Below are 24,760 nucleotides of genomic sequence, written 5' to 3'. Positions count from 1 at the left end.
GAGCCGGGGCTTTTTGTTACAACGCTACAACAGCTTAGCCGTTGAACACGTCATCCACGTTTTTCAGCGGGTAGTTCTTCGGATACGGCAGGGTTGCCACGCCGGTCTCGATCGCAGCCTTGGCCACGGCATCGGAAACGACGGTGATCAGACGGGCATCCATCGGCTTCGGAATGATGTACTCACGGCCAAATTCCAGGGAGTCGACGCCGTAGGCTGCGCAGACTTCCTTCGGCACTGGCAGCTTGGCCAGGTCTTTCAGGGCGTTGGCGGCGGCGATCTTCATCTCTTCGTTGATGCGCTTGGCGCGAACGTCCAGGGCACCACGGAAGATGAACGGGAAGCCCAGTACGTTGTTGACCTGGTTCGGGTAGTCGGAACGACCGGTGGCCATGATCACGTCATCACGGGTGGCGTGAGCCAGCTCCGGGGAGATCTCTGGATCAGGGTTGGAGCAGGCGAACACGATTGGGTTCGGCGCCATCGACTTCAGGCCTTCAGCGCTCAGCAGGTTCGGGCCGGACAGGCCGACGAACACGTCAGCGCCTTGCAGGGCGTCAGCCAGGGTGCGCTTGTCGGTAGCGTGGGCGAACACCGCCTTGTACTGGTTCAGGTCGTCACGGCCAGCGTGGATCACGCCAGTGCGGTCAACCATGAAGATGTTCTCGATCTGCGCGCCCATGCTCACCAGCAGTTTCATGCAGGAGATGGCGGCAGCACCGGCGCCCAGGCAGACGATCTTGGCGTCGGCCAGGTTTTTGCCAGCGATTTCCAGGGCGTTGATCATGCCGGCGGCGGTAACGATCGCGGTGCCGTGCTGGTCATCGTGGAATACCGGAATGTCGCACTGTTCGATCAGCGCGCGCTCGATTTCAAAGCACTCTGGCGCCTTGATGTCTTCCAGGTTGATGCCACCGAAGGTGATGGAGATACGCTTGACGGTGTCGATGAAGGCCTGCGGGCTCTCGGCGTCGACTTCGATGTCGAACACGTCGATACCGGCGAAACGCTTGAACAGAACACCCTTGCCTTCCATGACCGGCTTGGAGGCCAGTGGGCCGAGGTTACCCAGGCCAAGGATGGCGGTGCCGTCGGAAATGACTGCTACCAGATTGCCCTTGCCGGTGTACTTGTAGGCCAGTTCCGGATCGCGACCAATTTCACGTACCGGCTCGGCCACGCCAGGGCTGTAGGCCAGCGCCAGGTCGCGAGCAGTCGCGGTAGGCTTGGTGAGCTCGACGCTCAGTTTCCCCGGACGAGGCTGAGCATGGTATTCGAGAGCGGCGGTTTTCAAATCTGACATGGTGGGCATTCCGCTATTTACTGTTCTGACGGACCGCCGAGGATACGCAAAGAGCAAAGGGCCGACAAGACTGCCCGGTCACTTGTGTCAAGGCCTTTAACCTACGACTTTCCGCCAAGAGCCGCAGCCCGCAAGGGTTTTGATGTGTACAATCGAAATTAAAAATGTAGACAATTTTTTATCTTTCGACCCTTTCCAGCATCGACGGATCGGTCAGCGGCAGCAGCCAGCGCTGCTGACCAGGCTTCAGGCCACCTTTGCGGGAACGATCCAGCACCCAACCGCGGGCCTCAATGGATCGACCTTTCAGCTCAGCAAAGAAGGAAGAGGGGAAATTGCGCTGCAGCCGCGCGGGTACCTGGAGCACCAGGGCATCGTCGATTTCAATCCAGATCCCCCCGCGATTGCGCTCGATATCCATCACCTTGCCACTTATCAGCGCAAAGCCAGACTGTCGCAACTCGCTCGCCGGGGTCAGTGGCGATTGCCGCCACAGGCCTTTGCCAGCCTGACGAGCGGCACGCTCGGCCTGCTCCTGGCAGACAGTCAGGGCGACGTTGGGCGCGACCGCAACCCGGTAGCCAAGACCTTCACTGAGCAATTGTGCTTCGAAATTGTCGCCAGAACGGCCGTAGACATGAGCCAGAGTGCGGCCGTATTTGTCCCGCGGCTCGACGCCCGGAACCAGGCTCACCTCGCCGCCACTGGCCTTGACCAGGGCTTGCAAACGCTGGCGCGCGGCCTCGGCGAAGGCTTCACTGGTGCGACCTTTGCGACCGATTTCCGGTGCATTGATACCGATCAGGCGGACACTGCGCCCATCATTCAGACGCAAGGTATCGCCGTCGACCACCTGACGCACGCTGACCACCTGTGCATCGACAGGCGCCGCGCAGAACGCCAGGGCCGGCAACTGCCAAATCGCGCCCATAAAAAAGGCGCCCGCGAGGGACGCCTTTTTCAGCAGCAATGCCAAACCCATGGGGCCAGCTTCGCGCAATCTTACTTCTTGGCACCGAACATGCCGAAGCGATCTGCGAACTTCTGTACGCGGCCGCCGGTGTCCAGGACCTTCTGCTTACCGGTGTAGAACGGGTGGCAGAGGTTGCAAACGTCGATCGGCAGGGCCTTGGCCAGAGTCGAGCGAGTTTCGAATTTGTTACCGCAGCTGCAGGTAACTTCTACAGCTTCGTATACCGGATGGATATCGGCTTTCATGGTGTTTCCTCAGTGCTGACGTGCCGCCACTCAACACCATTGTTGAATACCGCACGCAAAATAGGGTCCGAATAATACCAGAGCAAACAGCCAACGCAAGTTGTCGCTTACACCGGCGGTCGTCTGCTAGGCTCGCCGGGTCCTGGAATTCCCCTGCAGAGAACCTTTCGCGTGTCCGACGTCATTCTACGCCTTGCCCTGCCCTCGCCTCTGCGGCGGCTGTTCGACTACAGGGCACCGGCGAGCATGGCGCGCCAGGCACTGACCCCGGGCATGCGCATCCGCGTGCCGTTCGGTCGGCGCGAGATGATCGGGATACTCATCGAGATCAGCGACACCAGCGAGGTGCCGGCCGACAAACTGAAGCCGGCCATAGCCCTGCTCGACCCGGTGTCGCCGGTGCCGCCGGCGCTGTTCAAGCTGTGCCTGTGGACCGCGCAATATTATCAGCACAGCCTCGGCGACACCTTGAGCTGGGCCCTACCGGTGCTGCTGCGCCAGGGCGAACCGGCGCAAGCGCGCCAGGAGCGCTTCTGGCAAGTGGCTCCGGGCGCTCGCCTGGACGACCCGCGCATCGCCCGCGCGCCGCGCCAGCGCGAAGCCCTGGCAACCTTGGCGCAACATCCCCACGGTGTTGCCCATACCTTGCTGAGCAAGCTGATGTTGAGCAAGGACAGCCTCGACCTGCTGCTGGCCAAGGAACTGGTCCAGGTCGAAGTACGCCGCCACCTGCCCCAGGAGCGCCACGAGCGCTGGTTGGCGCAGCCGGAACTACCCCTGAACGACGAGCAGCGCGCCGCCTTCAATGCCGTGCGCTCGGGTTTTGACAGCTTTCATGCGTTTTTACTGGCCGGGGTTACCGGCAGCGGCAAGACCGAGGTCTACCTGCAGCTGATCCGCGAAGCCCTGGAAGCCGGCAAGCAGGCGCTGATCCTGATCCCGGAGATCAACCTCGGGCCGCAAACCCTGGCGCGCTTCGAGCAGCGCTTCAACGCGCGCATCGCCCTGCTGCACTCGGCGGTCAACGACCGCGAGCGCCTGGACGCCTGGCTGGCCGCCCGCGACGGCGAGGCCGACATCATCATCGGCACCCGCTCGGCATTGTTCACGCCGATGAAAAACCCGGGGCTGATCATCATCGACGAAGAGCACGACGGCTCGTACAAGCAGCAGGAAGGCCTGCGCTACCACGCCCGCGACCTGGCGCTGGTGCGCGCACGCCAGGAGGACATCCCGATCCTGCTGGGTTCGGCCACGCCTTCGCTGGAGAGCCTGCACAATGCCCACAGCGGCCGCTACGGCCTGCTGCGCCTCAATCAGCGTGCTGGCGGCGCCCAGCAGCCGCGCTTCTTGCGTCTGGATGTAAAAAGCCGGCCACTGGACAGCGGCATCAGCGGGCCGATGCAGCAAGCCATCGGCCAGACCCTGGCGGCCGGCCAGCAGGTGCTGGTGTTCCTCAACCGCCGCGGCTTTGCCCCGACGCTGCTGTGCCATGACTGCGGCTGGATGTCCGAGTGCCCGCGCTGCGATGCGCGGATGACCGTGCACCAGCGCTCCAACGAGCTGCGCTGCCACCACTGCGGTTATGACGAGCGGGTGCCGCGCCAGTGCCCGCAGTGCAACAAGGTCGACCTGCGCCCGGTCGGCGCCGGCACCGAGCGCGCCGAAGAGCGCCTGAGCATTCTTTTTCCCGATTACCCGGTGCTGCGCGTCGACCGCGACAGCACCTCGCGCAAGGATGCGATGAACCAGTTGTTCGCCACCATCCAGCGCGGCCAGCCGTGCATCCTCGTTGGCACCCAGATGCTCGCCAAGGGCCACCACTTTCCGCGGGTGACCCTGGTGTCGATCCTCGATGCCGATGGCGGCCTGTTCTCGGGGGATTTTCGCGCCAGCGAGCGCATGGCGCAGATGATCGTCCAGGTCGCCGGCCGCGCCGGGCGCGCCGAAGAGCCGGGCAAGGTGATCATCCAGACCCACCTGGCCGACCATCCTTTATTGGTGCAACTGACCGAACAAGGCTACTTCGCCTTTGCCGAACAGGCCTTGAGCGAGCGCCGCGCCGCCGGTTTGCCGCCTTTCGCGCACTTGGCCCTGTTGCGCGCTGAGGCGCACAAGCCGGGGCAAGCCGAGGGTTTTCTCGATGAAGCCTGCAGCGCCGCCGAACAGTTATTGGCCGAACAGGGCCTGCACGGTATCGAGCTGCTCGGCCCGGTACCGGCGCCGATGGAGCGCCGTGCCGGGCGGTTTCGTGCGCAATTGTTGCTCCAGGCCAATGCCCGGGCACCTTTGCATCGACTGATCAGCGCCTGGTTGCTAGTGTTGGAGCAGATGCCGTCCGGGCACCAGGTGCGTTGGTCGCTGGATGTCGATCCGGTGGATTTGTACTGATCCATCGCGGAGCAAGCCCGCTCCTACACACCCCTGTAGGAGCGGGCTTGCCCCGCGATAGCGCCCCAAAGGTTGGCAACCTCGCCCCGGCAACGGATAATGTCCAGTTTTTCCACCTGCGCATCGAAGCGCCGCCGCGCTTGCGGTCGAAAGAGAAGCCCATGAAAGACACCATTCGCCAGCTGATCCAGCAAGCCCTCACCCAACTCGTCACCGACGGTGTGCTGCCTGAAGGGCTGACGCCGGCGATCCAGGTGGAGAACGCCCGGGACAAGACTCACGGCGACTTCGCCAGCAACATCGCGATGATGCTGGCCAAGCCTGCCGGCATGAAGCCGCGCGACCTGGCCGAGAAGCTCATCGCCGCCCTGCCTGCCGACGAGCAGGTCAGCAAGGTCGAGATTGCCGGCCCAGGCTTTCTCAACTTCTTCCAGAACACCCAGGCCCTGGCTTCGCGCCTGGATGCGGCCCTGGCCGACGCCAAGCTCGGCGTGAAGAAAGCCGGCCCGCAGCAGAAGGTGGTGGTCGACCTGTCGGCACCGAACCTGGCCAAGGAGATGCACGTTGGCCACCTGCGCTCGACCATCATCGGTGACGCCGTGTCGCGCGTGCTGGAGTTCCTCGGCGATGACGTGATCCGTCAGAACCACGTCGGCGACTGGGGCACCCAGTTCGGCATGCTGATGGCTTATCTGCAGGAAAACCCGATCACCAGCGACGAGCTGTCGGACCTGGAAAACTTCTACCGTGCGGCGAAAAAACGCTTCGACGAATCCGAAGCGTTCGCCGACCGCGCTCGCGGCCTGGTGGTCAAGCTGCAAGCTGGCGACCCGGAATGCCTGAAGCTGTGGACCCGCTTCAAGGACATTTCGCTGTCGCACTGCCAGAAGACCTACGAGCTGCTCAACGTCAAGCTGACCATGGCCGACGTTATGGGCGAAAGCGCCTACAACGATGACCTGGCCAATGTCGTCAACGACCTCAAGGCCAAGGGCCTGCTGGTCGAGAGCAAGGGCGCCCAGTGCGTGTTCCTTGAAGAGTTCAAGACCGCCGAAGGCGAGCCGCTGCCAGTGATCGTACAGAAAGCCGACGGCGGCTACCTGTACGCCACCACCGACCTTGCCGCCGTGCGCTACCGCAGCAACGTGCTCAAGGCCGACCGCGCCCTGTACTTTGTCGACCAGCGCCAGGCCCTGCACTTCAACCAGGTGTTCGAAGTGGCCCGCCGCGCCGGTTTCGTCGGCCACCCGATGCAGATGGAACACATGGGCTTCGGCACCATGAACGGTGCCGACGGCCGCCCGTTCAAGACTCGCGACGGCGGCACGGTGAAGCTGATCGACCTGCTCACCGAAGCCAAGGAACGTGCCTACGCCCTGGTCAAGGAGAAGAACCCGGAGCTGGCCGAGGCCGACCTGCGCGCCATCGGCGAAGTGGTGGGGATTGGCGCGGTGAAGTACGCCGACCTGTCCAAGCACCGCACCAGCGACTACAGCTTCAACTTCGAGCTGATGCTCAACTTCGAAGGCAACACCGCGCCTTACCTGCTGTACGCCTACACCCGCGTTGCCGGCGTGTTCCGCAAGCTGGGCAAGGACTTCGATGAAGTCGACGGCCAGATCATCCTGCAAGCGCCACAGGAGCAGGACCTGGCCGCGCGCCTGGCGCAGTTCGGCGAGATCCTGAACAACGTCGCCGAAAAAGGCACGCCGCACGTGCTGTGCACCTATCTGTACGACGTTGCCGGCCTGTTCTCCAGCTTCTACGAGAACTGCCCGATCCTCGCCGCCGACACCCCTGAACAACAGCAGAGCCGCCTGCGTCTGGCGGCCCTGACTGGCCGCACCCTCAAGCAAGGTCTGGAACTGCTCGGCCTGGAAACCCTGGAGCGCATGTAAGTTGGCTGCCAAGAAAAAACCCGCACCCAAGCGCGGCGCCAGTCGCTATCAGCCACCTGCCAAGCAACCGATCCCGGGCTGGCTGTGGCTGGCGATCGGCCTGTCGGTGGGCGCCTTTGTCGTTTTCCTGATGAAGCTCGAGCCCGGCAACGACGAGGTCAAGCGCAGCAAGCCCGAGCAGCAGAAGGCCGAGAAGGTCGCCGAGGCCAACAAGACCACGCCAAGCCCGCAGCAGCCGGTAAAACCGAAGTACGACTTCTATACCCTGCTGCCGGAATCGGAAGTGATCGTGCCGCCTGAAGCGGTGCCGGAGAAAACCCCGCCGGTACCGGCGCAACCACCGGTAACCCCGGCGGAAGCGGCGAAGATCGACACCGCCCGGGCCCAGGCGGCGCTGAACGGCCTGACCCCGCCACCGGCGCCACCGGTGATCAAGCCAGCAGCGACCACCCAGTTCTTCCTGCAGGCCGGTTCGTTCCGCAAGCAGGCGGATGCCGACAAGGTTCGCGCGCAGATCATCCTGCTTGGCCAGGCGGTCAAGGTGGAATCCGGAACGGTCAAGGAAGAAACCTGGTACCGCGTACTGGTTGGCCCGTTCAGCAACCGTGAACAGCTGACCGTGGCGCAGAAGCAACTGGCCGGCAGCGGCTTCAGCAACTTGCTGTTGCAGCAACGCCAGACCCGCCAGTAACCCCGCCCCAAGGCCTTGTCGCAGCGCACTGCGACAAGGCCTCAGGCTTTAACGCCGCTGGGCGTTGGCCAGTGACACCTGGGTATTGAGCGTCCAGAAGTCATACAGCACACCCACCAGAAACAGCCCGCCGGTGCACAGGTAGATCAGGCCAGTGATCCACTTGCCCTGGTACATGCGGTGCACGCCAAACACCCCCAGGAAGGTCAGCAGGATCCACGCCAGGCTGTAGTCCAGTGGACCTGGCTGAAAGCGCAGGTCGGCTTCGCGGTCCATCGCCGGGATCAGGAACAGGTCGATCAGCCAGCCAATGCCCAATAGGCCCAAGGTGAAGAACCAGAGGGTGCCGGTGACCGGTTTGCCGTAGTAGAAGCGGTGCGCGCCGGTGAAGCCAAAAATCCACAGCAGATAACCGATCACTTTGCTGTGGGTGTCGTGCAACTGACTGCCCTGTTGATAACTGTTCATTCATAGCCCCTGTGGGTTATCGATAAATTTTCTAAAGAAAAATGTGACTTTTCTCTGGCGACCCGACGTGTGGTCATTTGCCACCCCGCCCGCCGCAAACCCCTATCCTGTCTGGCCCACGCCTTTCAAATGCAGGCCAATCGCCGCTTCTGGCGGTTTTTGCCGGCACCTGGAATCGACCAACGGATCAGAATTTGATCAAAAAGCTGTTATAAAGTTGCGCGCTAACCTACCTAGAGCCCTGCCTATGCGTCCTTTTTTCAAGACATGGCTGACCATCTGCCTATTATTGCCACTGGCCGCCCACGCCACCAATCGTGAGCAACGGCTACCCAACGGTTTCTCCGGGTATACCTCCAATTCCACTGCTGCACGTCCATACAAGAACGTCAGCAGCAACATCCAGCACAGCCCCAAGCGCAGCGCCCGTTCGAGCAAGCCGCTACCGGTCGCCGCGGCCATGTCGCCGCAGCAGAGCAGCGATGTGCTCAGCCGTGCGGTCAACGTGCTCGGCACCCCGTACCGCTGGGGCGGCAGCAGCCCGAGCAAGGGCTTTGACTGCAGCGGCCTGGTCAAGTACGCCTTCAATGACATCGATGAAGTCGACCTGCCACGCACCTCCAACGCCATGGCCAGCGGCCACGGTATCAAGGTCGACCGCAACGACCTCAAGCCGGGCGACCTGATCTTCTTCAACATCAAGAGCCGCCGGGTCAACCACGTCGCCATCTACCTGGGTAACGACCGCTTCATCCACGCGCCGCGCACCGGCAAGCGGGTCAGCATCGACACCCTGAACAAACCTTACTGGCAAAGCCGCTACGTGGTTGCCAAACGCGTCCTGCCAAAAAGCCAGCAACTGGCCCTGGCCAAGCGCTAGAAACGTCCCGGCGCCCGCTCACGAGCGCTGTCGGGGCTGACCAGCCCTTGCCGCACCAGGCCCTGCAGACATCCGTCCAGGGTCTGCATGCCCTGCGCTCCACCTGTCTGAATCGCCGAATAGAGCTGCGCCACCTTGCCCTCACGGACCAGGTTACGCACTGCCGGCGTTGCCAGCAGGATCTCATGGGCCGCCACCCGCCCACCGCCTACACGCTCGACCAATACCTGCGAGACCACCGCCTGCAGCGACTCGGCCAGCATCGCGCGCACCAGTTGCTTCTCCTCGGCGGCAAACACATCCACCAGGCGATCGATGGTTTTCGCCGCCGACCCGGTGTGTACCGTGGCCAGCACCAGGTGCCCGGTTTCCGCCGCAGTCAGCGCCAGGCGTATCGTCTGCGGGTCGCGCAGCTCACCGAGCATGATCACATCCGGGTCCTGACGCAGCGCCGCACGCAATGCCTGGGCAAAACCATGGCTGTGCCGGCCGATCTCGCGCTGACTGATCCGGCTACGCTGCGAGCTGTGGATAAACTCGATGGGGTCCTCGAGGGTGACGATATGCAATGGCCGCTCGCGGTTCAGGTGATCGACCAGGGCCGCGAGGGTGGTTGACTTACCCGAACCGGTGGGCCCGGTGACCAGCACCAGCCCGCCCGCCAGCTCGGCAATCTGTCGAAACACATCCCCAAGACCCAGCTCGGCCAGGCTGCTGACCTGCGCCGGAATCACCCGCAGCACCGCCGCAGCGCCCTGCAACTGCTGGAACACATTGACCCGAAAGCGCGCCAATGCTGGCACGGCGAAGGCAAAGTCGACGTCCAAATGTGTTTCAAAATCCTTTTGCTGCGCCTCAGACATGATTTGCGCGAGCAGTTCATCCATGTGTTGCGGCATCAGCAGCGGCAGCGACAGCGGGCTCAAGCGCCCCTCAAGACGCAGCGCCGGTACTTCGCCCGCCGCCAGGTGCAGGTCGGAGGCACCGGCCCGTACCGCCAGCGCCAGCAGTTCAGTCACATCCATGAGACTCCCCAAAGACCGCCAAGCAGGTAGAATGCCGCAGACCCAAAGAGCCGCTGGCATCGATCAATGTCCACCATAGCAGACAACCTTTCCACGCTCGCCGCACGCATCCGTGCCGCCGCGCTGGCCGCCGGGCGCGAGCCTTCGGCCGTCCAGCTGCTGGCCGTGAGCAAGACCAAACCCGCCGCCGCCGTGCGCGAAGCCTTCGCCGCCGGGGTGCGCGATGTCGGTGAGAACTACCTGCAGGAAGCCTTGAACAAACAGGGCGAATTGACCGACCTGCCCTTGACCTGGCACTTCATCGGCCCCATTCAGTCGAACAAGACTCGTGCGATTGCCGAGCACTTTGACTGGGTACATTCCGTGGACCGCCTGAAAATCGCCCAACGCCTGTCCGAGCAACGCCCCGACCACCTTGCAGCGTTGAATATCTGCCTGCAGGTCAACGTCAGTGGCGAAGCGAGCAAGTCCGGCTGCACCCCCGAGGAGCTACCGGCGCTGGCCCGCACCATCGCCGCGCTGCCACGCCTGCGCCTGCGCGGGCTGATGGCGATTCCCGAGCCGACCGACAACGAGGCCGCCCAACAAGCCGCCTTCGCCCGGGTGCGCCAACTACAGGCGAGCCTTGGCCTGGACCTCGACACCCTGTCCATGGGCATGAGCCATGACCTGGAAGCCGCGATTGCCCAGGGCGCGACCTGGGTGCGTATCGGCACCGCGCTGTTCGGTGCCCGTGACTACGGCCAGCCCTGACCCATGCTTTTTCCCTCTTTCCCTATCAAGGACCTGACATGAGCAAGACTCGTATTGCCTTTATCGGCGCCGGCAACATGGCTGCCAGCCTGATCGGCGGCCTGCGCGCCCAGGGCCTGGAAGCTTCGCAGATCCGCGCCAGCGATCCGGGCGCCGAGCAGCGGGCGAAAATCCATGCCGAGCACGGCATCGAGATGTTCGCAGACAACGCCCAGGCCATCGAAGGTGCCGATGTGGTGGTCCTGGCGGTCAAGCCACAGGCGATGAAAGCCGTGTGCGAAGCCCTCAAACCCAGCCTCAAGCCCGAGCAACTGGTGGTCTCGATTGCCGCCGGGATCACCTGCGCGAGCATGAACAACTGGCTCGGCGCCCAGCCGATCGTGCGCTGCATGCCCAACACCCCGGCGCTGCTGCGCCAGGGCGTCAGCGGCCTGTTCGCCACCGCCCAGGTTTCGCCGGCCCAGCGCCAGCAGGCCGAGCAGCTGCTGTCGGCCGTGGGTATCGCCCTGTGGCTGGACGCCGAGCAACAGCTCGATGCGGTGACCGCCGTGTCCGGCAGTGGCCCTGCGTACTTCTTCTTGCTGATCGAGGCCATGACCGCCGCCGGCGAAAAACTCGGCCTGCCACGGGAAACCGCCGCCAAGCTGACCCTGCAAACCGCCCTGGGCGCCGCGCACATGGCGGTCAGCAGCGATGTCGACGCCGCCGAGCTGCGCCGCCGGGTAACCTCGCCGGCCGGCACCACGGAAGCGGCGATCAAGTCGTTCCAGGCCAATGGATTCGAAGCGCTGGTGGAACAGGCGCTGGGTGCCGCTGCGCACCGCTCGGCCGAAATGGCCGAACAACTGGGCAACTAAGGAGCCGAAGATGATCGGATTGAACACCGCTGCAATCTATGTGCTGCAAACCCTCGGCAGCCTGTACCTGCTGATCGTGGTCCTGCGCTTTGTCCTGCAACTGGTGCGCGCGGACTTCTACAACCCGCTCAGCCAGTTCGCCGTACGTGCTACCCAACCGCTGCTCAAACCGATGCGTCGGGTGATCCCGAGCCTGTTCGGCCTGGACATGTCGTCGCTGCTGCTGGCGCTCATCATCCAGATGCTGGTGATGGGCCTGACCCTGCTGCTGGCCTACGGCACCACCGGCAACCCACTGCAACTGCTGGTCTGGTCAATCATTGGCGTGACCTCGCTGTTTCTGAAGATTTTCTTCTTCGCCCTGATCATCAGCGTGATCCTCTCGTGGGTCGCACCGGGCAGCCATAACCCGGGCGCCGAGCTGATCAACCAGATCTGCGACCCGTTCCTCGCCCCGTTCCGGCGCATCCTGCCAAACCTGGGCGGCCTGGACATCTCGCCGATCCTGGCGTTCATGGCCCTGAAGCTGATCGACATGCTGGTGATCAACAACCTGGCGGCGATGACCGGAATGCCGGAGGTTCTGCGCCTGTTGGTCTGATCTGCACCTGCAGCGCCCTATCGCTGGCAAGCCAGCTCCCACAAGGCTCGCGACAACCTGTGGGAGCTGGTTTGCCAGCGATGTTTTTCAAGCCTTGGCACATTGCTTGCCGCCCACCCCGGTGGTCTTTAGACTTACGCCTCATTCAAGCGTGAGCAGGGTCGATGTCCACTGTCTTTCCCGAAGATTCGGTCGGTCTGGTAACACCGCAACTGGCACAGTTCAGCGAGCCGCTGGCGCTGGCCTGCGGTCGCTCGCTGGCCACCTATGAACTGATCTACGAAACCTACGGCACGCTCAACAGCAAGGCCAGCAACGCCGTGCTGATCTGTCATGCGCTGTCCGGCCATCACCATGCCGCCGGATACCACAGCCCCGACGACCGCAAGCCGGGCTGGTGGGACAGCTGCATTGGCCCTGGCAAGCCGATCGATACCAATCGCTTCTTCGTGGTCAGCCTCAACAACCTCGGCGGTTGCAATGGCAGCACCGGCCCCAGCAGCATCAATCCGCTCACCGGCAAACCCTACGGCGCCGATTTCCCGGTGCTGACCGTGGAAGACTGGGTGCACAGCCAGGCGCGCCTGGCCGATCGCCTGGGCATCCAGCAATGGGCCGCAGTGGTAGGCGGCAGCCTGGGCGGCATGCAGGCACTGCAGTGGACCATCACCTACCCCGACCGTGTGCGACACTGCCTGGACATCGCCTCGGCGCCCAAACTCTCGGCACAGAACATCGCCTTCAACGAGGTGGCGCGCCAAGCCATCCTTACCGACCCCGAGTTCCACGGTGGCTCGTTCCAAAACCTGGGCGTGATCCCCAAGCGCGGCCTGATGCTGGCGCGCATGGTCGGGCACATCACCTACCTGTCCGACGACTCCATGGGCGAGAAATTCGGCCGCGAGCTGAAAAGCGACAAGCTCAACTACGACTTCCACAGCGTCGAGTTCCAGGTCGAAAGCTACCTGCGTTACCAGGGCGAGGAATTCTCCGGTCGTTTCGACGCCAACACCTACCTGCTGATGACCAAGGCGCTGGACTACTTCGACCCGGCCGCCAGCCACCGCGGCGACCTGGCGGCGACCCTGGCGCATGTCACGGCGGACTACTGCGTGATGTCGTTCACCACCGACTGGCGCTTCTCGCCGGCGCGCTCGCGCGAGATCGTCGACGCCCTGATCGCCGCACGCAAGAACGTCTGCTACCTGGATATCGACTCGCCCTATGGCCACGATGCCTTCCTGATCCCGACCCCGCGCTACATCACGGGTTTCACGAACTACATGAACCGCATCGTCTGCTGAGGACCCTATGAGAGCCGACCTGGAAATCATCCAAGACTGGATCCCCGCTGGCAGCCGGGTACTCGACCTCGGTTGCGGTACCGGTGAGCTGCTGGCGTCGTTGCGCGACCACAAGCAAGTCACCGGCTATGGCCTGGAAATCGACCCCGACAACATCGCCCAGTGCGTGGCCAAGGGCGTCAACGTCATCGAGCAGGACCTCGACAAGGGCCTGGGCAATTTCGCCAGCAACAGTTTCGACGTGGTGGTCATGACCCAGGCCCTGCAGGCCGTGGAGTACCCTGACCGGATTCTCGACGAAATGCTCCGCGTTGGCCGCCAGTGCATCATCACCTTCCCCAACTTCGGCCACTGGCGTTGCCGCTGGTACCTGGCGACCAAAGGTCGCATGCCGGTTTCCGACTTCATGCCGTATACCTGGTACAACACGCCGAACATCCACTTCTGCACCTTTGAAGACTTCGAGGCCCTGTGCGGCGAACGCCGCGCCCAGGTCCTCGACCGCCTGGCGGTCGACCATTTGCACCGCCACGGGTGGGCGAGCAAGCTATGGCCTAATCTTCTAGGTGAGATCGGCATTTACCGTGTCAGCAGCCCCGGCCTTACCGAACACAAGGTCGCGGTTTAACCCGCACACCGGAGGAGAACGATCATGGGTCGCTTGTTGAGCTGTTTACTGGTTGCCTGCCTGAGCCTGTCGGCGGTTGCCGCCGATGCCATCAAGGGCGAGCGCAAGGAAGTCTTTGGCGATACCACCGTGCACTACAGCACCTTTATTTCCACCTTCCTGCAGCCGGACATTGCCAAGTCTGCGGAGCTGGTGCGCAGCAAGAACCAGGGCGTGATCAACGTCTCGGTGATCAAGGCCGGCAAGCCGGTGGTCACCCAGGTCAGCGGCACCGTCAAGGACCTGACCAGCGCCTCGGTACCGCTGAAGTTCAAGCAGATCACCGAGCAAGGCGCGATCTACTACATCGCCCAGTTCCCTGTTGAGCAACAGGAAACCCGTACCTTCACCATCAATGTTGGCGTTGACGGCAAGACCGAAACCATCAGCTTCAACCAAGAGCTTTTTCCAGGCGAATGATGACTTTTCAACAAATCGTATTGGCCAGCCACAACGCCGGCAAACTCAAGGAACTGCAGGCCATGCTCGGTGATACCGTGCGGCTGCGCTCCATTGGCGAATTCAGCAGCGTCGAGCCGGAAGAAACCGGCTTGTCGTTCGTCGAGAACGCCATCCTCAAGGCACGCAATGCCGCACGCATTTCCGGCATGCCGGCGCTGGCCGACGATTCGGGCCTGGCCGTGGACTTCCTGGGCGGCGCGCCAGGCATCTATTCGGCACGTTACGCCGATGGCAAAGGCGACGCCGCAAACAACGCCAAATTGCTCGATGTGCTCAAGGACGTCCCGCAGGAGCAGCGCGGCGCCCAGTTCGTCTGCGTCCTGGCCCTGGTCCGCCATGCCGACGACCCGCTGCCGATCCTCTGCGAAGGGCTGTGGCACGGTCGCATCCTGACCCAGGCCAGCGGCGCCCACGGTTTTGGCTATGACCCGCTGTTCTGGGTGCCGGAGCGCGATTGCTCGAGCGCCGAGCTGAGCCCTGCCGACAAGAACCAGATAAGCCACCGTGCCCGCGCCATGAGCCTGCTGCGTCAACGTCTGGGCCTGGCATGACCGAGCGTTCGCCGGCACAGCCACTGCACCTGGGCGAGGCTGGCTTTACTTCCCAAGCACCGCGGGCGGCCCTGCCACAGCTGCCGCCCCTGGCGCTGTACATCCATATCCCCTGGTGCGTGCGCAAATGCCCGTACTGCGACTTCAACTCCCACGCCGCCACCCCCGAACTACCGGAAGAAGCCTACGTCGACGCCCTGCTCGCCGACCTCGACCAGGAGCTGGGCAACGTCTATGGCCGCCCGATCAGCTCAATCTTCTTTGGCGGCGGCACCCCGAGCCTGTTCAGCGCCCGCGCCCTGGGGCGCTTGCTGGTAGGTGTGGAACAACGCATACCGTTTGCCAGGGACATCGAAATCACCCTGGAGGCCAACCCCGGGACCTTCGAACAAGAGAAGTTCAAGGCCTACCGGCAGCTGGGCATCAATCGCCTGTCGATCGGCATCCAGAGCTTCCAGCAGGCCAAGCTCGAAGCCCTGGGCCGCATCCACAACGGTGACGAGGCCATTCGCGCCGCCGACATGGCGCGCAATGCCGGGTTCGACAACTTCAACCTCGACCTGATGCACGGCCTGCCCGACCAGTCGCTGGACGACGCCCTGGGCGACCTGCGCCAGGCGATTGCGCTGAACCCCACGCACCTGTCCTGGTACCAGTTGACCCTGGAGCCGAACACGGTGTTCTGGAACCAGCCGCCGCTGTTGCCCGAAGACGACATCCTCTGGGACATCCAGGAGGCCGGCCAGGCCCTGCTCGCCAGCCACGGCTATGCCCAGTACGAAGTCTCGGCCTACGCCCAGCCTGGCCGCGCCGCCCGCCACAACCTCAACTACTGGAGCTTTGGCGATTTCATCGGCATTGGCGCTGGTGCCCACGGCAAGCTCAGCCACCCCGACGGGCGTATCCTGCGCACCTGGAAGACCCGCCTGCCCAAGGACTACCTGAACCCGGCCAAGGCCTTCAAGGCCGGCGAGAAGCTGCTGCCGGTGGATGAGCTGCCGTTCGAGTTCCTGATGAACGCCCTGCGCCTGACCCAAGGGGTGGAGATCGAGCTGTTCAGCCAACGCACCGGCTTGCCGCTGGAACAGCTCGCAGCAGCGCGCCGTGAAGCCGAACAAAAAGGGCTTTTGCAGGTCGAACCGACGCGACTGGTCGCTACCGCGCGTGGCCAGTTGTTCCTCAACGACCTGCTGCAGTATTTCTTGACCTAAGGATTGCGAATGGACCTGGTACTCGACTTGCTCTCGACCGTTTCCCGCTGGAGTCGCAGCAACTTGTCGGAGATTTCCCTGGCCTTGGTGGGCTGTTTGCTGGTGCTGTTCGGCACCGACATCAAAGGCTGGGTCGAACAACGCCTGGGCGGCCTTGCAGGCGCCTTGCGCGTACCGTTCATGGCCTTGCTGGTGATGATCGGCAGCGGTGCCGCGCTGATCTATGCCACCCCGTGGGTGGTGAAGGGGCTGGCGCAGTTCAACAACTATGCGTTGGCGCCGGTGTTGCTGATTGTGCTGGTGTTGATTGGCGTGGTTGCTGATCGACGCTGAAAAAATATGGCGCTTTCAGGGCTGCTTCGCAGCCCATCGCCGGCAAAGCCCACAAAGATCTCCTGACACTTCAAAACTGCAGGCAATCACAGCACCTGTGGGAGCCGGCCTTGCCGGCGATCGAGCGCAAAGCGCTCGCCGTTTTACGCCAGCTTTTCGAACTTCAAGTCCCACACCCCATGCCCAAGCCGCTCGCCACGGCGTTCGAACTTGGTGATCGGGCGCTCGGCCGGGCGCTCTACGCACTTGCCGTCTTCGGCCAGGTTGCGATAACCCGGGGCGACGTTCATCACTTCCAGCATGTATTCGGCATAGGGCTCCCAGTCGGTGGCCATATGGAACACGCCACCCACCTTGAGCTTGCTGCGCACCAGCTGCGCGAATTCCGGCTGGACGATGCGGCGCTTGTGGTGACGGCTCTTGTGCCAAGGGTCGGGGAAGAACAGCATCAGCCGGTCGAGGCTGTTGTCAGCCACGCACTTGTTCAGCACTTCGATGGCATCGCAGTCATACACCCGCAGGTTCTTCAGGCCCTGGGTCAGCACACCGTTGAGCAGTGCACCAACACCCGGACGGTGCACTTCGACACCGATGAAGTCCTGCTCCGGTGCGGCAGCGGCCATTTCCAGCAGGGAATGGCCCATGCCGAAACCGATCTCCAGGGTACGCGGCGCCGAGCGGCCGAAAACCTGGTCGTAGTCCACCGGGCTATCAGCCAGGGGCAGGATGAACAGCGGCCCACCCTGGTCCAGGCCACGCTGCTGGCCTTCGGTCATGCGCCCGGCGCGCATCACGAAACTCTTGATGCGGCGGTGTTGGCGCTCTTCGCCTTCGGTGGTGATCGGCGTTTCTTGCGATTCAGTCATCAGGGGCTCTTACTTGATCAGACCATCCAGCGGCGACGAGGCGCTGGCATAGAGTTTTTTCGGCATACGCCCGGCCAGATAGGCCAGACGGCCAGCGACAATGGCGTGTTTCATGGCTTCGGCCATCATGATCGGCTGCTGTGCGTGAGCAATTGCCGAGTTCATCAGCACCGCCTCACAGCCCATTTCCATGGCGATGGTGGCGTCGGAAGCAGTACCGACACCGGCATCGACCAGCACCGGGACTTTCGATTCCTCGAGGATGATCTGCAGGTTGTACGGGTTGCAGATCCCCAGGCCCGTACCGATCAGGCCGGCCAGCGGCATCACCGCGATACAGCCGGCTTCGGCCAGCTGACGGGCGATGATCGGGTCGTCGCTGGTGTAGACCATCACGTCGAAACCGTCCTTGACCAGCACTTCGGCGGCCTTGAGGGTCTCGATCACGTTGGGGAACAGGGTCTTCTGGTCGGCCAGCACTTCCAGCTTGACCAGATTGTGGCCATCGAGCAGTTCACGGGCCAGGCGACAGGTGCGCACGGCTTCGACCGCATCAAAGCAGCCGGCGGTGTTCGGCAGGATGGTGTAGCGATCAGGCGGCAGTACGTCGAGCAGGTTCGGTTCGCCCGGGTTCTGGCCGATGTTGGTGCGGCGCACGGCCACGGTGACGATCTCGGCACCGGAAGCCTCGATGGCCAGGCGGGTTTCTTCCAGGTCACGGTACTTGCCGGTGCCGACCAGCAGGCGCGACTGGAAGGTACGACCGGCCAGGGTGAAGGGCTTGTCGCTACGAACGTTGCTCATCGGTAATCCTCTTGAAGGTTGAGGGACTTGCAGGTAAATCGCGAAGGCCTAGCCACCGCCAATGGCGTGCACCACTTCAACCTGGTCGCCTTCGTTCAGCGCGGTGCTGTCGTGCTGGCTGCGTGGCACGATATCCAGGTTGAGTTCGACCGCCACCCGGCGACCTGCCAGGTCAAGCCGGTTGAGCAGGGCCGCGACGCTTTCGCCATCGGGCAATTCGAAAGGTTCACCGTTCAGTTGAATGCGCATGCGCACGGCCGCCATTATTTTTAGGGGCCCGCATTCTAGCCCTGATCAGGGCGCAAACCCAAGGCCGGGCCGCGCCATTCGTCTCGATCCGGACTCGCGGGTCAGCTCAGGCGCCAGGCTGCAAGGCCCAGGCACAGCCATCCGCCGAGAAACGCCAGGCCGCCAAAGGGGGTGATGATACCGAGCTTGCCGATACCGCTCAGGGTCAGCACATACAGGCTACCGGAAAACAGCAGGATCCCCAGGGCGAACAGACCACCGGCCCAACCGACCAGGCGCCCAGGCAGGTGCACCGACAGCACCGCCACCGCGAGCAGCGCCAGGGCATGCACCAGCTGGTAGGTCACGCCGGTATGGAAGATCGCCAGGTATTCGCTGCTCAGCCGGCCCTTGAGGCCATGAGCCGCAAAGGCGCCCAGGGCCACGCCGGTAAAGCCGAAAAACGCCGAAAGCAGCAGAAAACTACGCAGCATTGGGAAGACTCCTAGTCAGCACAGGGTCTGTATAATGGCCCGCTCCATCGGTTCGGCCAAGCCATCACCTATGCTGTCTTCCATTTTCCGTCGCCTCACCCGTGCCCTGCTGTGGTTTGCCGCAGGCAGTGCCCTGCTGGTGCTGGTGTTTCGCTGGCTGCCGCCGCCAGGCACCGCGCTGATGGTCGAGCGCAAGGTCGAGTCCTGGTTCAACGGCCAGCCCATCTACCTGCAACGGGACTGGGAGCCATGGGAACAAATCTCCGATGAGCTGAAAGTGGCGGTGATCGCCGGCGAAGACCAGAAGTTCGCCAACCACTGGGGCTTTGACTTCAACGCCATCCAGGCGGCGCTGGCCCATAACGAACGCGGCGGCAGCATCCGTGGTGCCAGCACCCTCAGCCAGCAAGTGGCCAAGAACCAGTTCCTCTGGGCTGGCCGAAGCTGGTTGCGCAAGGGCCTGGAAGCCTGGTTCACCGCGCTGATCGAGCTGCTGTGGTCGAAAGAGCGGATTCTTGAGGTCTATCTCAACAGCGCTGAATGGGGCGAAGGGGTGTTTGGCGCGCAGGCGGCAGCGCGGCACCACTTCGGCGTCGATGCCAGCCAGCTGTCGCGCCAGCAAGCCAGCCTGCTGGCAGCGGTACTGCCCAGCCCGTTGAACTGGAGCGCCAGCCGGCCAAGCACTTACGTGGCGCGACGCGCCGGCTGGATTCGCCAGCAGATGCGCCAACTGGGCGGTAACGGCTACCTGGCGCCGCTGGACAGCCCACGCCGGGCGCCCTGGAGCCAATAAAAAACCCGGCAGAGCACGCACCTTGCCGGGTTTTCATTGTTCGCTGATTACTGGGTAAACGACTTAGAACGCGCCCATGTAGTCACGCTTGCCCACTTCTACACCGTTGTGACGCAGGATTGCGTAAGTGGTGGTGACGTGGAAGAAGAACTGCGGCAGGCCGTAGGTCAGCAAATAAGCCTGGCCACTGAAGCGCTTCTCTTTCGGCGTGCCCGGACGGGTCACGATTTCGATGCCTTCCTTGCCGTCGATCTGCGCCGGCGCAACGCCGTCCAGGAAAGCCAGAACCTTGCTGATCAGCGCTTGCAGTTCAGCAAAGGTGGTTTCGCTGTCATCGTATTTCGGCAACTCGACCTCAGCCAGGCGCGCCGATACACCCTTGGCGAAATCAACAGCGATCTGCACCTGGCGAACCAGTGGAAACATATCCGGATACAGGCGAGCCTGGAGAAACACGCTCGGCTCAATGTTTTTCGCCGTAGCGTGAGCTTCGGCCTTGCTCAGAACATCGCTCAAGGCGTTGAGCATTTGCTTGAAAACAGGAACAGAAGCAGCATACAAGGAAATGGTCATAACAGCCTCGACAGGGGTGGCGGAGAATCATGAAAAAGCCCCGACACGTCGGGGCTTTTTGGTTATTGCCGTTTTGCGAATCAGACCGCGATCAAGGCTTTGACCTTATTCATCGCGTTCTTTTCCAGCTGGCGGATCCGCTCGGCGGACACGCTGTACTTCTCGGCCAGGTCATGCAGGGTGGCCTTTTCCTCGGCCAGCCAGCGCTGGTAGAGGATATCGCGGCTGCGGTCATCCAGACCCTGCAGGGCTTCGTGCAGGTTGCTGGTGGAGTTGTCACTCCAGTCGGCATCCTCCAGCTGACGCGCAGGGTCGTAACGGTGGTCTTCCAGGTAGTTGGCCGGCGACTGGAACGCACTGTCGTCGTCGGCTTCACTGGCCGGGTCGAAGGCCATGTCCTGACCGGTCAGGCGGCTCTCCATCTCCCGCACTTCACGCGGCTCGACGCCCAGGCTTTCGGCGACACGATGGACTTCATCGTTGTTCAGCCAGGCCAGGCGTTTTTTCTGGCTGCGCAGGTTGAAGAACAGCTTGCGCTGGGCCTTGGTGGTGGCCACCTTGACGATGCGCCAGTTGCGCAGGATGAACTCGTGAATCTCGGCCTTGATCCAGTGCACCGCAAAGGACACCAGGCGCACGCCCATTTCCGGGTTGAAGCGCTTGACCGCTTTCATCAGGCCAACGTTGCCTTCCTGAATCAGGTCGGCCTGGGCCAGCCCGTAGCCGGAATAGCTGCGAGCGATGTGTACGACAAAGCGCAGGTGGGCGAGCACCATCTGCCGAGCCGCCCCAAGATCCTGCTCATAGTAGAGACTCTCGGCCAGTTCACGCTCCTGCTCCGGCGTCAGCAGTGGAATGCTGTTGACCGTGTGCACGTAGGCTTCCAGGTTTGCGCCGGGAACCAGGGCATAGGCAGGTTGCAACGAAGTGGTCATACGAAAAAACCTCCGACTCACTAAACTCGTGCCAAAGGCACTGCCAACATTGACCGGGAACCGCGAAACAAGTTCCCTAAAAATGAAAAGAGTCAATACCGGCAAAAAGACACTATCGCGGTGCAAGCTCGCTCAAGTGGCGGGCGACCGCAATCCAAGCACCGATATACCCTAACAATACCGCTCCAAGCAAGAGGGAAAGACCATCGGCTGACGGAACCCCGGCCAGGGCAAAATCACTGCCATATAGCCCGGAAAGCCCGATAACCGCGTCATTCAGCCAGTTCAGGCCAAATGCCAGCACGCCCCAGGCCAGTACCCCGGCACCCAGGCCGTACAAGGCGCCCATGTACAGGAAAGGCCGGCGCACATAGCTGTCGGTGCCACCGACCAGCTTGATCACTTCAATCTCGGTACGACGGTTCTCGATGTGCAGGCGAATTGTGTTACCAATTACCAAAAGCAGGGCCGAGACCAGCAAAACGGTCAAACCGAAGACGAACCGATCCCCCAACTTGAGGATCGCTGCCAGGCGCTCGACCCACACCAGGTCAAGCTGCGCGGCTTCGACCTTGGGCAGCTCGGCCAGGCGCTGACGCAGGGCTTCCAGTGCCGGCTTGTCGACTTGCGCCGGGGTCACCACCACCACGCCAGGCAGCGGGTTTTCCGGCAGTTCGCGCAGGGCTTCGCCCAGGCCGGACTGCTGCTGGAACTCGTTGAGGGCCTGTTCGCGGCTGACATACTCGGCTTCGGCAACACCTGGCAAGCCTTTGATCTGCTCGCGCAGGGCTTCGCCGTCATGGCTGCTGGCATCCAGCTTCAGGTACAGTGAAATCTGCGCCGCGCGCTGCCACGAACCGCCCAGACGCTCGACGTTGCTCAGCAGCAACGACAGGCCCATCGGCAGGCTCAGGGCCACCGCCATCACCAGGCAGGTAAAGAAGCTGCCGATCGGCTGTTTGCCCAGGCGCCGCAGGCTGTCGAGCAGGCTCGAGCGGTGGCTTTCCAGCCAGGCGTGCAGCAGGGTACGGAAATCCGGGCCGTCATCATCGTGAGCGCCGCGTTTTTTTTGTTCCGGTGCAGGTTCAGCGGCTTTTGGCGCTACCCGCTCGGACACCTTGGGACTACGTGTCGCACTCATTGCCCGGCCTCCCCATCGCCGATCAAGCGGCCGCGCTGCAGGGTCAGCATGCGATGGCGCATGCGCGCGATCAGCGCCAGGTCGTGACTGGCGATCAGCACGCTGGTACCCAGGCGGTTGATATCTTCGAAAACGCCCATGATCTCCGCGGCCAGGCGCGGGTCGAGGTTACCGGTGGGTTCGTCCGCCAGCAGCAAGGCCGGGCGGTGGACGATAGCGCGAGCAATGCCGACGCGCTGTTGCTGGCCGGTAGACAGGTCGCCGGGGTACAGCTCGGCTTTGTCCGACAGGGCCACGCGTTCGAGCGCCGAGTCGACCCGCTTGGCCACTTCGGCCTTGGACAGGCCGAGGATCTGCAGCGGCAGGGCGACGTTGTTGAACACGGTGCGGTCGAACAGCAGCTGGTGGTTCTGGAATACCACGCCGATCTGCCGGCGCAGGAACGGGATCTGCGCATTGCTGATCTGCCCCAGGTCCTGCCCGGCCAGCAGCAACTTGCCGCTGGTGGGGCGTTCCATGGCCAGCAGCAGGCGCAGCAGGGTACTTTTGCCGGCACCGGAATGGCCGGTAACGAACAGGAATTCGCCCCGACGCACCCGAAAACTCAACTCATGCAGGCCAACGTGACCATTGGGGTAGCGCTTGGCGACCTGTTCGAATCGAATCATGGATGCTCCCGCTCGGCAAACAGTGCTTTCACGAAGGGTTCGGCTTCGAACGTGCGCAGATCGTCAATTCCTTCGCCCACGCCAATATAGCGGATCGGCAGGCCGAACTGCTTGGCCAGGGCAAAGATCACCCCGCCTTTGGCGGTGCCGTCAAGCTTGGTCAGGGCCAGGCCGGTCAGTTCGACGCTCTGGTTGAAATGCTTGGCCTGGTTGATGGCGTTCTGGCCGGTACCGGCGTCGAGCACCAGCAGCACCTCGTGCGGCGCGTCGGCATCGAGCTTGCCGATAACCCGGCGAACCTTCTTCAGCTCTTCCATCAGGTTGTCTTTAGTGTGCAGGCGACCGGCGGTGTCGGCGATCAACACATCTATGTTACGGGCCTTGGCGGCCTGCACGGCATCGAAGATCACCGAGGCCGAATCGGCGCCGGTGTGCTGGGCGATGACCGGGATCTGGTTGCGCTCGCCCCAGACCTGCAGTTGCTCGACCGCTGCGGCGCGGAAGGTGTCGCCAGCGGCGAGCATGACTTTCTTGCCTTCGAGCTGCAGCTTTTTCGCCAGCTTGCCGATGGTGGTGGTCTTGCCAGCGCCGTTGACGCCGACCACCAGGATCACGAACGGCTTGGCCTGGTGGTGGATACGCAGCGGTTGCTCGACCGGCTTGAGCAGGTCGGCCAGCTCGCCTTGCAGCGACTTGTACAACGCATCGCTGTCGGCCAACTGCTTGCGCGCAACCTTCTGGGTCAGGCTCTGGACGATCACCGAGGTGGCTTCGACGCCAACGTCGGCGGTCAGCAGGCGGGTTTCGATCTCATCGAGCAGGTCGTCGTCGATAGCCTTCTTGCCCAGGAACAGGCTGGCCATGCCTTCGCCGATACTGGCGCTGGTCTTCGACAGGCCCTGTTTGAGGCGGGCGAAGAAGCCACCCTTGCTCTCTTCGCTGCGGGCTGGAGCGGCAGGCTCGGCTGGAGCAGGCTCGGCAACCGCAGCAGGCACCGCAACGGCAGCGGCTACAGGGGCAGGCTCGGGTTGCGGTACGACGACCGGCGCAGGCGCAACAACCGGTTCAGGCGCAACGACTACTGGCTCAGGCTCAGGCTCAGGCCCAGGCACAACCACCACCGGCTCAGGCTCGATGACCGGGGCCGGGACAGGCTCCTGACGCGGTGGAATGGGCGGCGGCGTATGCGGCTCAAGGTCGGCAACCAGGGCTACCGGCTCTTCAGGCACGGGCAGCACCAGGCCGACGGACGGTACCGGTTGCACCTCGACTGGCGCAGCAGGTGGCGCAGCGGTCACAGGCTCCGGCGCGGCAACCGGCGCAGGCGCAACCTCGACCGGGGCAACGGCGGCCACAACCTCGGCAGGCAACGCAGCAGGATGCTCCGCTTCAATCGGTGCAGGAGCTTGCGGCTGTTCGGCTACAGGTTGCTGGGGCTTTTTGCGCAGCCAGCCGAACAGGCCTTTCTTTTCACCAGCCGCGGCCGGCGTCTTTTTGTCGTCGTTGGAACCAAACATGGAAGACGGCTATCTCAGGGTAGCGATGCGCCACTGCGGCGCTTCTTAAATTCTCTTAACGCAGAACAGTCTACTTTTAATCCGGCTCGTTCTTGCGCAGCATTTTGTCATCAAGCCTTCGGGCTGGT

28 protein-coding genes are annotated in these 24,760 nt (G+C 62.9%); 14 read left to right on the top strand and 14 right to left on the bottom strand.

Going from position 1 to position 24,760, the window contains the following annotated elements:
• Positions 1-34: 34 nt before the first annotated feature.
• The 3 genes from BV82_RS02085 to rpmE all read right to left on the bottom strand — a co-directional run bounded on the left by BV82_RS02085 (position 35) and on the right by rpmE (position 2,521).
• Positions 35-1,303 carry a malic enzyme-like NAD(P)-binding protein gene (locus BV82_RS02085; RefSeq protein ID WP_010222225.1) on the bottom strand — a complete coding sequence of 423 codons (1,269 nt, stop codon included), beginning with the start codon at positions 1,301-1,303 and terminating at the stop codon, positions 35-37.
• Between the two features lie 178 nt (positions 1,304-1,481).
• Positions 1,482-2,303 carry a thermonuclease family protein gene (locus BV82_RS02080; RefSeq protein WP_026001258.1) on the bottom strand — a complete coding sequence of 274 codons (822 nt, stop codon included), beginning with the start codon at positions 2,301-2,303 and terminating at the stop codon, positions 1,482-1,484.
• Between the two features lie 2 nt (positions 2,304-2,305).
• The gene (gene rpmE, locus BV82_RS02075; RefSeq protein WP_010222223.1) at positions 2,306-2,521 is read right to left on the bottom strand and encodes a 50S ribosomal protein L31; all 216 of its coding nucleotides are present in this window, start codon (positions 2,519-2,521) and stop codon (positions 2,306-2,308) included.
• A 171-nt stretch (positions 2,522-2,692) separates the two neighbouring features.
• Between rpmE and BV82_RS02070 the strand changes: the two genes are divergently transcribed.
• From BV82_RS02070 to BV82_RS02060, 3 genes are all read left to right on the top strand, one after another.
• Positions 2,693-4,912, top strand: a complete 2,220-nt coding sequence (locus BV82_RS02070) for a primosomal protein N' (RefSeq protein ID WP_036995400.1) — start codon at positions 2,693-2,695, stop codon at positions 4,910-4,912.
• A gap of 161 nt (positions 4,913-5,073) precedes the next feature.
• Positions 5,074-6,810 carry an arginine--tRNA ligase gene (gene argS / locus BV82_RS02065; RefSeq protein WP_010222220.1) on the top strand — a complete coding sequence of 579 codons (1,737 nt, stop codon included), beginning with the start codon at positions 5,074-5,076 and terminating at the stop codon, positions 6,808-6,810.
• A gap of 1 nt (position 6,811) precedes the next feature.
• Positions 6,812-7,501, top strand: coding sequence for an SPOR domain-containing protein (locus BV82_RS02060; RefSeq protein WP_010222218.1), 690 nt, complete (start codon positions 6,812-6,814; stop codon positions 7,499-7,501).
• Between the two features lie 48 nt (positions 7,502-7,549).
• Here BV82_RS02060 and BV82_RS02055 read toward each other — a convergent pair whose 3' ends face one another.
• The gene (locus tag BV82_RS02055; RefSeq protein ID WP_010222217.1) at positions 7,550-7,969 is read right to left on the bottom strand and encodes an NINE protein; all 420 of its coding nucleotides are present in this window, start codon (positions 7,967-7,969) and stop codon (positions 7,550-7,552) included.
• Positions 7,970-8,138: 169 nt separating this feature from the next.
• On the opposite strand from BV82_RS02055, the gene BV82_RS02050 reads away from it, so the two are divergent.
• Positions 8,139-8,849 carry a C40 family peptidase gene (locus tag BV82_RS02050; RefSeq protein WP_374045260.1) on the top strand — a complete coding sequence of 237 codons (711 nt, stop codon included), beginning with the start codon at positions 8,139-8,141 and terminating at the stop codon, positions 8,847-8,849.
• Here the strand turns inward: BV82_RS02050 and BV82_RS02045 are convergent.
• The gene (locus BV82_RS02045) at positions 8,846-9,874 is read right to left on the bottom strand and encodes a type IV pilus twitching motility protein PilT (RefSeq protein WP_036995399.1); all 1,029 of its coding nucleotides are present in this window, start codon (positions 9,872-9,874) and stop codon (positions 8,846-8,848) included. The two genes, BV82_RS02050 and BV82_RS02045, sit on opposite strands and share 4 nt — an antisense overlap.
• Before the next feature lie 66 nt (positions 9,875-9,940).
• Here BV82_RS02045 and BV82_RS02040 point away from each other — a divergent pair, with 66 nt between their 5' ends.
• The 9 genes from BV82_RS02040 to BV82_RS02000 all read left to right on the top strand — a co-directional run bounded on the left by BV82_RS02040 (position 9,941) and on the right by BV82_RS02000 (position 16,613).
• On the top strand, positions 9,941-10,627 hold the full coding sequence (locus BV82_RS02040; protein WP_010222211.1) for a YggS family pyridoxal phosphate-dependent enzyme: 687 nt from the start codon (positions 9,941-9,943) through the stop codon (positions 10,625-10,627).
• Between the two features lie 38 nt (positions 10,628-10,665).
• Positions 10,666-11,484 carry a pyrroline-5-carboxylate reductase gene (gene proC / locus BV82_RS02035; protein ID WP_010222210.1) on the top strand — a complete coding sequence of 273 codons (819 nt, stop codon included), beginning with the start codon at positions 10,666-10,668 and terminating at the stop codon, positions 11,482-11,484.
• Positions 11,485-11,494: 10 nt separating this feature from the next.
• Entirely contained in the window at positions 11,495-12,085 is a 591-nt protein-coding gene (locus BV82_RS02030; protein ID WP_010222208.1) for a YggT family protein, read from the top strand.
• 164 nt (positions 12,086-12,249) lie between these two features.
• Positions 12,250-13,389, top strand: a complete 1,140-nt coding sequence (metX, locus tag BV82_RS02025) for a homoserine O-succinyltransferase MetX (protein WP_010222207.1) — start codon at positions 12,250-12,252, stop codon at positions 13,387-13,389.
• Between the two features lie 7 nt (positions 13,390-13,396).
• Positions 13,397-14,017, top strand: coding sequence for a methionine biosynthesis protein MetW (gene metW / locus BV82_RS02020; protein ID WP_010222206.1), 621 nt, complete (start codon positions 13,397-13,399; stop codon positions 14,015-14,017).
• Positions 14,018-14,041: 24 nt separating this feature from the next.
• Positions 14,042-14,476 (top strand): DUF4426 domain-containing protein, encoded by a 435-nt coding sequence (locus tag BV82_RS02015; RefSeq protein WP_010222205.1) that lies wholly within the window; start codon positions 14,042-14,044, stop codon positions 14,474-14,476.
• Positions 14,473-15,069 carry an RdgB/HAM1 family non-canonical purine NTP pyrophosphatase gene (gene rdgB / locus BV82_RS02010; RefSeq protein WP_010222204.1) on the top strand — a complete coding sequence of 199 codons (597 nt, stop codon included), beginning with the start codon at positions 14,473-14,475 and terminating at the stop codon, positions 15,067-15,069. Before BV82_RS02015 ends, rdgB begins: the two co-directional genes overlap by 4 nt.
• Positions 15,066-16,280, top strand: coding sequence for a radical SAM family heme chaperone HemW (hemW, locus tag BV82_RS02005; RefSeq protein ID WP_036995398.1), 1,215 nt, complete (start codon positions 15,066-15,068; stop codon positions 16,278-16,280). Before rdgB ends, hemW begins: the two co-directional genes overlap by 4 nt.
• A 9-nt stretch (positions 16,281-16,289) precedes the next feature.
• Positions 16,290-16,613, top strand: coding sequence for a DUF3392 domain-containing protein (locus BV82_RS02000; RefSeq protein WP_010222202.1), 324 nt, complete (start codon positions 16,290-16,292; stop codon positions 16,611-16,613).
• Between the two features lie 143 nt (positions 16,614-16,756).
• Here the strand turns inward: BV82_RS02000 and trmB are convergent, their stop codons facing one another.
• From trmB to BV82_RS01980, 4 genes are all read right to left on the bottom strand, one after another.
• The gene (gene trmB, locus BV82_RS01995) at positions 16,757-17,479 is read right to left on the bottom strand and encodes a tRNA (guanosine(46)-N7)-methyltransferase TrmB (RefSeq protein ID WP_036995396.1); all 723 of its coding nucleotides are present in this window, start codon (positions 17,477-17,479) and stop codon (positions 16,757-16,759) included.
• Positions 17,480-17,488: 9 nt separating this feature from the next.
• The gene (locus tag BV82_RS01990; protein WP_010222199.1) at positions 17,489-18,283 is read right to left on the bottom strand and encodes a thiazole synthase; all 795 of its coding nucleotides are present in this window, start codon (positions 18,281-18,283) and stop codon (positions 17,489-17,491) included.
• 48 nt (positions 18,284-18,331) lie between these two features.
• Complete coding sequence (gene thiS / locus BV82_RS01985) at positions 18,332-18,532, bottom strand: sulfur carrier protein ThiS (protein ID WP_010222198.1); 201 nt, start codon at positions 18,530-18,532, stop codon at positions 18,332-18,334.
• Positions 18,533-18,633: 101 nt separating this feature from the next.
• A complete protein-coding gene (locus tag BV82_RS01980) occupies positions 18,634-19,005 on the bottom strand; it encodes a DUF423 domain-containing protein (protein WP_010222197.1) in 372 nt (123 codons plus the stop codon).
• Positions 19,006-19,039: 34 nt separating this feature from the next.
• Here BV82_RS01980 and mtgA point away from each other — a divergent pair, with 34 nt between their 5' ends.
• A complete protein-coding gene (gene mtgA, locus BV82_RS01975) occupies positions 19,040-19,798 on the top strand; it encodes a monofunctional biosynthetic peptidoglycan transglycosylase (protein ID WP_420831680.1) in 759 nt (252 codons plus the stop codon).
• Positions 19,799-19,861: 63 nt separating this feature from the next.
• Here the strand turns inward: mtgA and BV82_RS01970 are convergent, their stop codons facing one another.
• The 5 genes from BV82_RS01970 to ftsY form a co-directional block, all read right to left on the bottom strand.
• Positions 19,862-20,371 (bottom strand): DUF1993 domain-containing protein, encoded by a 510-nt coding sequence (locus BV82_RS01970; protein WP_010222195.1) that lies wholly within the window; start codon positions 20,369-20,371, stop codon positions 19,862-19,864.
• An 80-nt stretch (positions 20,372-20,451) separates the two neighbouring features.
• Positions 20,452-21,306 (bottom strand): RNA polymerase sigma factor RpoH, encoded by an 855-nt coding sequence (gene rpoH, locus BV82_RS01965; protein ID WP_010222193.1) that lies wholly within the window; start codon positions 21,304-21,306, stop codon positions 20,452-20,454.
• Positions 21,307-21,418: 112 nt separating this feature from the next.
• Positions 21,419-22,447 carry a permease-like cell division protein FtsX gene (gene ftsX, locus BV82_RS01960; protein ID WP_010222192.1) on the bottom strand — a complete coding sequence of 343 codons (1,029 nt, stop codon included), beginning with the start codon at positions 22,445-22,447 and terminating at the stop codon, positions 21,419-21,421.
• The gene (ftsE, locus tag BV82_RS01955) at positions 22,444-23,115 is read right to left on the bottom strand and encodes a cell division ATP-binding protein FtsE (RefSeq protein WP_010222191.1); all 672 of its coding nucleotides are present in this window, start codon (positions 23,113-23,115) and stop codon (positions 22,444-22,446) included. Before ftsE ends, ftsX begins: the two co-directional genes overlap by 4 nt.
• On the bottom strand, positions 23,112-24,632 hold the full coding sequence (ftsY, locus tag BV82_RS01950) for a signal recognition particle-docking protein FtsY (protein WP_036995394.1): 1,521 nt from the start codon (positions 24,630-24,632) through the stop codon (positions 23,112-23,114). Before ftsY ends, ftsE begins: the two co-directional genes overlap by 4 nt.
• Positions 24,633-24,760 lie beyond the last annotated feature (128 nt).

Source organism: Pseudomonas donghuensis (genome assembly GCF_000696345.2).
Taxonomy (GTDB): Bacteria; Pseudomonadota; Gammaproteobacteria; order Pseudomonadales; family Pseudomonadaceae; genus Aquipseudomonas; species Aquipseudomonas donghuensis.
Note: the sequence above shows the minus strand (reverse complement) of the source record. Positions and strands in the feature narration are given on the sequence as shown.